Source organism: Sinomonas humi (genome assembly GCF_000802235.1).
In the GTDB taxonomy this organism is placed as follows: domain Bacteria; phylum Actinomycetota; class Actinomycetes; order Actinomycetales; family Micrococcaceae; genus Sinomonas; species Sinomonas humi.
The window spans coordinates 1-5,034 of record NZ_JTDL01000107.1 but is presented as its reverse complement, the minus strand read 5'-3'; the positions used below and the strand labels follow the sequence as shown (position 1 = coordinate 5,034).

5 protein-coding genes are annotated in these 5,034 nt (G+C 66.3%); 1 reads left to right on the top strand and 4 read right to left on the bottom strand.

What is annotated here, in order from left to right; translation table 11 throughout:
• The 4 genes from LK10_RS10610 to LK10_RS10595 all read right to left on the bottom strand — a co-directional run.
• On the bottom strand, nt 1-374 hold a 374-nt coding region (locus LK10_RS10610; protein ID WP_408021453.1), incomplete at its 3' end, for an ABC transporter permease.
• Nucleotides 374-1,297 carry an ABC transporter permease gene (locus tag LK10_RS10605; protein WP_043123415.1) on the bottom strand — a complete coding sequence of 308 codons (924 nt, stop codon included), beginning with the start codon at nt 1,295-1,297 and terminating at the stop codon, nt 374-376. The genes LK10_RS10610 and LK10_RS10605, both read right to left, overlap by 1 nt.
• Nucleotides 1,284-2,417 (bottom strand): ABC transporter ATP-binding protein, encoded by a 1,134-nt coding sequence (locus LK10_RS10600; RefSeq protein WP_052207202.1) that lies wholly within the window; start codon nt 2,415-2,417, stop codon nt 1,284-1,286. The genes LK10_RS10605 and LK10_RS10600 overlap by 14 nt, the downstream gene beginning before the upstream one ends.
• 40 nt (nt 2,418-2,457) lie before the next feature.
• Nucleotides 2,458-3,696, bottom strand: a complete 1,239-nt coding sequence (locus LK10_RS10595; protein WP_197061909.1) for an extracellular solute-binding protein — start codon at nt 3,694-3,696, stop codon at nt 2,458-2,460.
• A 383-nt stretch (nt 3,697-4,079) separates the two neighbouring features.
• Here LK10_RS10595 and LK10_RS10590 point away from each other — a divergent pair.
• Nucleotides 4,080-5,034 (top strand): glucuronate isomerase (locus LK10_RS10590; protein WP_043123416.1); only part of this gene is annotated, 955 nt, incomplete at its 3' end.

The window sequence follows — 5,034 nt, the reverse complement described above, 5'->3', positions numbered from 1 at the left end:
ATCCCGAGCATGACAACCGACCGCCCCGGGAAGTTCTTTCGGGCGAGGACGTATCCTGCCGGGACTCCCAGCAGCAGGGCCAGGAGCACGTCGACGATGGCCACTTCGAATGTCGTGACGACCGATGGCGTGAACTGCGGGATGGACAGGACCTGGGATATCCAGTCGAGCGTGAAGCTCTTCGGCCACCAGGTTCCCCCCCAGCTCTGGGCGAAGGCTGCGACCACGACAGAGAGCAGCACCGAGAACAGGACCACTACGAAGCACGCAGCCGCGAACCACGTGATGAAGGAGGCGAGGCTGAATCGGGCGAACAGCCGCGGCGGAGCGAAGAGGTGGCGATTGCGGCGCGTGGGCGAGAGCGAGGTGGTCATTAGCCTTTGCCTCCGACGGCAGGTCCTTTGTACAGGAGGGCGCGGACCAGCGTCATCACGCCCAGGACGACGAGTTCGATGAGGGTGAGCACGATGGCGATGGCAGATGCGGCCGTGTAGTCCGACTGCTGGGCCGCTGCCTGGTAGATGGGGATCGTCAGAACGTGCGTCTGGTTGTCGGGCTGGCCGACGAGGATGGCAGAGGGGAAGATCGCAAACGCTTCGACGAGGGCGAGCATGAAGGCGGTCAGCACTCCGGGCAGGGCGAGGGGAAGGATGATCTGCCAGAATCGGGCGGTGCGGGATGCGCCCAGGGTCGCGGCGGCGTTCTCCAGGGAGCGGTCGATGCCGCCGAAGAAGCCCATCATCATCAGGAAGGAGAACGGCACCGTCGTGATCACGCCTGCGATGAAGGTGCCCCAGTAGTTGTAGATGAAGTTGCCCGCGGGCAGGCCGAGCGCCTTGAGGGCCAGGTTCACCCAGCCGAACGGGGCGAAGGCCCGGCTCATGCCCTGCGCGATCAGGATGCTGCCGAATGTGAGGGGGAGCATCATGATCAGGGTTATCGCCTGACGCCCGCGGAAGTTGCGCCGGGCCTGGTAGGCGATGGGCGCTGCGAACGCGACGCTGAAGACGGCCACAGGCAGCGCGAGCTGGATAGTGCGCAGGACCGAGCTGAACTGGTAGGGGTCCGAGAAGAAATCGACATAGTTCTGGAACGGCCCCCCGGAGCGCGGCTCGAAGGAGATGGAGACGCCGTAGACGAACGGGTAGACGAACAGCGCTGCCAGGGCCAGGACTGCCGGCAGGAGGAGCAGGAGGCTCCAGTCGATGCCCCGCTCGGACAGCCGGTGGCTGAGCGGGTGCTTGGTCGTCTCGGGGGCCGTTCCCGCCGGCCGCGTTGTCGTGCTAGCCGTCGCCATTGTTCCGTCCCTCGTCCTCGGCGAAGACCAGAACCCGCTCCGGCACGATCGACAGGCGCACCCGCTCCCCAGCTGCCACCGGCTTCTCGGTGCGCAGATGGATGACGACCCCGCCGTCGGTGCGGGTCCGGACGGCGAGTTCCCGTCCGTGGTACTCGACGACCTCGACGGTGGCAAGCAGCCCGGTGCTGCCGGGTGCGCCGTCGATCGTGACGTCCTCAGGGCGGATTGCAACTTTGACCTTAGCGCCGGGTCTGAGCGCCGTGTCCGATCTGAGGCTCCCGAGCAGCTTCTGCCCTTGAAGGTCTAGGACGACGGATCCGTCGGCCCGGGGGAATTCGCAGACCGCCTCGAACAGGTTGCGGTACCCCATGAAGCCGGCCACGTACGCGGAGGCCGGGTTGGTGTAGACCTCTTCAGGGGTGCCGGTCTGCTCCAGCCTCCCGGCCCGGAGCACGACCAAGCGGGTCGCGAGGGAGAGGGCCTCTTCCTGGTCGTGGGTGACGTACAGCACGGTGAGTCCGCGCTCCTGGTAGAGGCGCTTGATCTCGGTCCGGAGCTCGATGCGGAGCGAGGCATCGAGATTTGACAGCGGTTCGTCCATGAGGACGATTTCGGGGTCGATGGCCAGGGCGCGGGCGATCGCGACCCGCTGCTGCTGGCCGCCGGAGAGCTGGGCGGGCAGCTTGCTCGAGTGCTCGCTGAGCTGGACGAGCTCGAGGGCCCGGGATGCGCGCGCAGCCCTTTCTGCCTTGGCAACCTTTCGCATCTTGAGGCCGAACTCGACGTTCTTCTGCACGGACATGTGCGGGAACAGGGCATAGTTCTGGAACACCATGCCGAAGCCCCGCTTCTCGGTGGGAAGGGTGTCGATGCGCTGGTCGTCGCGCCAGATGGACCCGCTGGTGAGGGGCTGGAGGCCTGCCATGCAGGCCAGGGCGGTGGATTTGCCGCACCCGGACGGTCCCAGGAGGGCGACGAACTCTCCGCGTTCGAGGCTGAGGTCCAGTTCGGCCAGGGCGAGGGTGTCCTTGGCGTAGGCCCGGGAGACGCTGCGCATCTGCAGCCGGTCGAATTGGTGCTTTTCTGTGAGGCGAATCGAAGTGGTCGTCACTGTCATACCGAACTTCCGATGAATGGTGTTGTCGCTGGTCTGGCCGTCACTGTCCGACGGAGCTGCCGACATTCTCCTGCCACAGCTTGAAAGCAGTCTGGAGCGCGTCGGGGGTCAGCGGAACCCTGGCGCTTCCGGTCTTGAGGGCTTGGGGGTAGAAGTCGGGACGCCCCCAGGCCTGCACGAAGTCCTTCACCGCTTGCCCCGAGTTGTCGACGGTGGCGTTCTTGTTGGCGGTGGTGAGCACGCCGGTGGTGAGCCGGTCCTTCTGCGCATCCGCCGAGACCATGTAGGACTCGAGCTTGAGGTCGACATAGAGGGTCTGGGGGCTGACCCCGGCCGGGATCATCGAGTAGTGGCCGTCGGTGATCCAGTTCTGGTCCTGGAAGAGGGCGATGCCGGTGTTGGCGGGGTAGGTTCCCGCCTTACGGAACGAGACGTCGTGGGCGATGATCGTCGGGATGAGCTCGAGCTGTCCCGATCCGAACTGCTGGGCGAGGAGGGAGGAGCTCGACGGGTAGCTGGTCACGTACTTGCCCAGTTCCTTCAGATAGGCCCAGGTCTTGGCCCAGCCGTTCGCCGGGTCGGAGGGATCCTTGTCGCCCAGCATGTAGGGGAGCGCTTCGATGAATGCGCGTCCCGAACCCGAGTTGGCCGGCTGCGCATAGGAGAACTTGCCGGGATTCGCCTTCGCCCATGCCAGGAGGGCATCCGGCGTGGTGGGGACATCCGAGGCCTTCAGTGAGGGAAGGTAGTCTAGGAACGGGCCGTTCGGATCGTAGTTCACCAGGACCCCGTTGCCGTTGCCCGCGTTCTGGAAGGCGCTCTGTCCCGTGTCCTGAATCCCGGAGAAGTCCGGAAGGCTCGACGAGTAGGCCGGGATCTGCTTGGTGACCAGCTTCTGCTTCTCCAGCGCCCCGAGGACGTCGGGACCGCCCAGCACCAGGGAGGTGGAGACGGATCCGCCTGAGGCCTGGGCCAGGATCTTCCCGGCCACGTCGGTGGCCGCCGCGGTCTGGTAGGTCACGCCCGAGACGAGATCCGGGTTTGCCTTGACGAACGCGTCGATGGCAGCCTGCCCGCCGCCCTTGAGGTCACCGCCGCCGTCGAGGATGGTCAATTGGATCGGCTTGCTCGGCTTGGAGGGCGCATCCGATGGGGACGCTGCCGCGGTCGAGGTATTGGGCGCTCCGCAGGCGGTCACGCCGAGGACCGCTGCTGCCACTAGGGACGTGAGGATGCCAGCCTTCCGGCTGAACGCCTTGGTGCCGCTGCTGTGTGTCACGGAGATGCCTTTCTGGAACATACGACGCTGTACTTGGCGGCCCTCCTCCCGCCGGCGGGTTGCCGTGCTTGGACCGTGAGGACTTGTGTCGACGATAGTGATCGTTCACCTTAGTGTCAATAGCCGTCGTCTTGAGCCTGTCTTCCTTCCTTCTCCTGACTTCCCGCCACCAACAGGCATCCAGAGCGAACACTTAGATCAAAGGAGAGTGGGAGCAGAGGCCGTTCGGCTGTCGAGGCACGGCGTGCCGGCAAGCTGACACGCCTGGGCATCTCGCCGGGAGCCTCGACAAGGGCACTTGACGAAAAGTGATCGTTCACTGAAGATGGGGTGACCGATCACAAAGATGCGGATCCCTACAAGGCCTGAGGTTCGACTCACCAGTGACAACGAAAGAACATACTCCTGTAAGCTCTGTTGCCGCCGAGCCGGACCGTCTCCTGCCAGCCGATCCCGGGACTCGACAGATCGGCCAGGACCTGCTGGCCGAGGTGGAGCACTTCCCGATCCTGTCCCCGCACGGGCACGTCCCGGCGGAGTGGATTGCGGACGACGTGCCGTTCCCGGACCCGACCGCCCTCCTGGTCACGCCGGACCATTACGTCACGCGGCTCATCCATGCCTCGGGGGTTCCGCTGGGCGAGCTCGGGTTCGGCGAGCAAGGGCCGGAGGCGTCCCTCGAGGGATGGCGGCGCTTCGCGGAGGCGTGGCCGCTCTTCGACGGGACGGCCTCGGGGTACTGGCTGCGCAGCGAGTTCGAGCACGTCTTCGGCCTCCCGGCGGAGATGGTGGAGTCCTTCGGGCCGGAGAACGCGGACGCGGTGTACGGGGCGATCGCGGCGAAGCTGGCCGAGCCGGGCTTCCGCCCGAGGAAGCTGTTCGAGGACTTCAACATCGAGGTCCTGGCCACGACCGACGACCCGCTGGATTCCCTCGAGGCGCACGAGCGGCTCGCGAAGGACGAGACGTTCCGCGGCCGGGTGGTGCCGACGTTCCGGCCGGACGCGTACATCAACGTGGCCCATCCGGAGTGGGCCGAGCGCGTCGAGCGGCTCACGGCGGAGGCCTCCGGCGGGGTGGCGGGGTTCGCCGGCTACCTCAGGGCACTTGAGAACCGGCGGCGGTACTTCGTGGAGCACGGCGCGGTCTCCGCGGACCACGGCGTCCGCACCCCGCTCACGCTCAGGCTCGAACCGGGCGAGGCGGAGGCGCTGTTCGAGAAGGCCCGCCGGGGCGAGGCGACGGGGGCGGACCGGGATGCGTTCGAGGCGCACATGATGTGGGAGATGGCAGGGATGTCCGTCGAGGACGGCCTGGTCATGACGATCCACCCGGGCT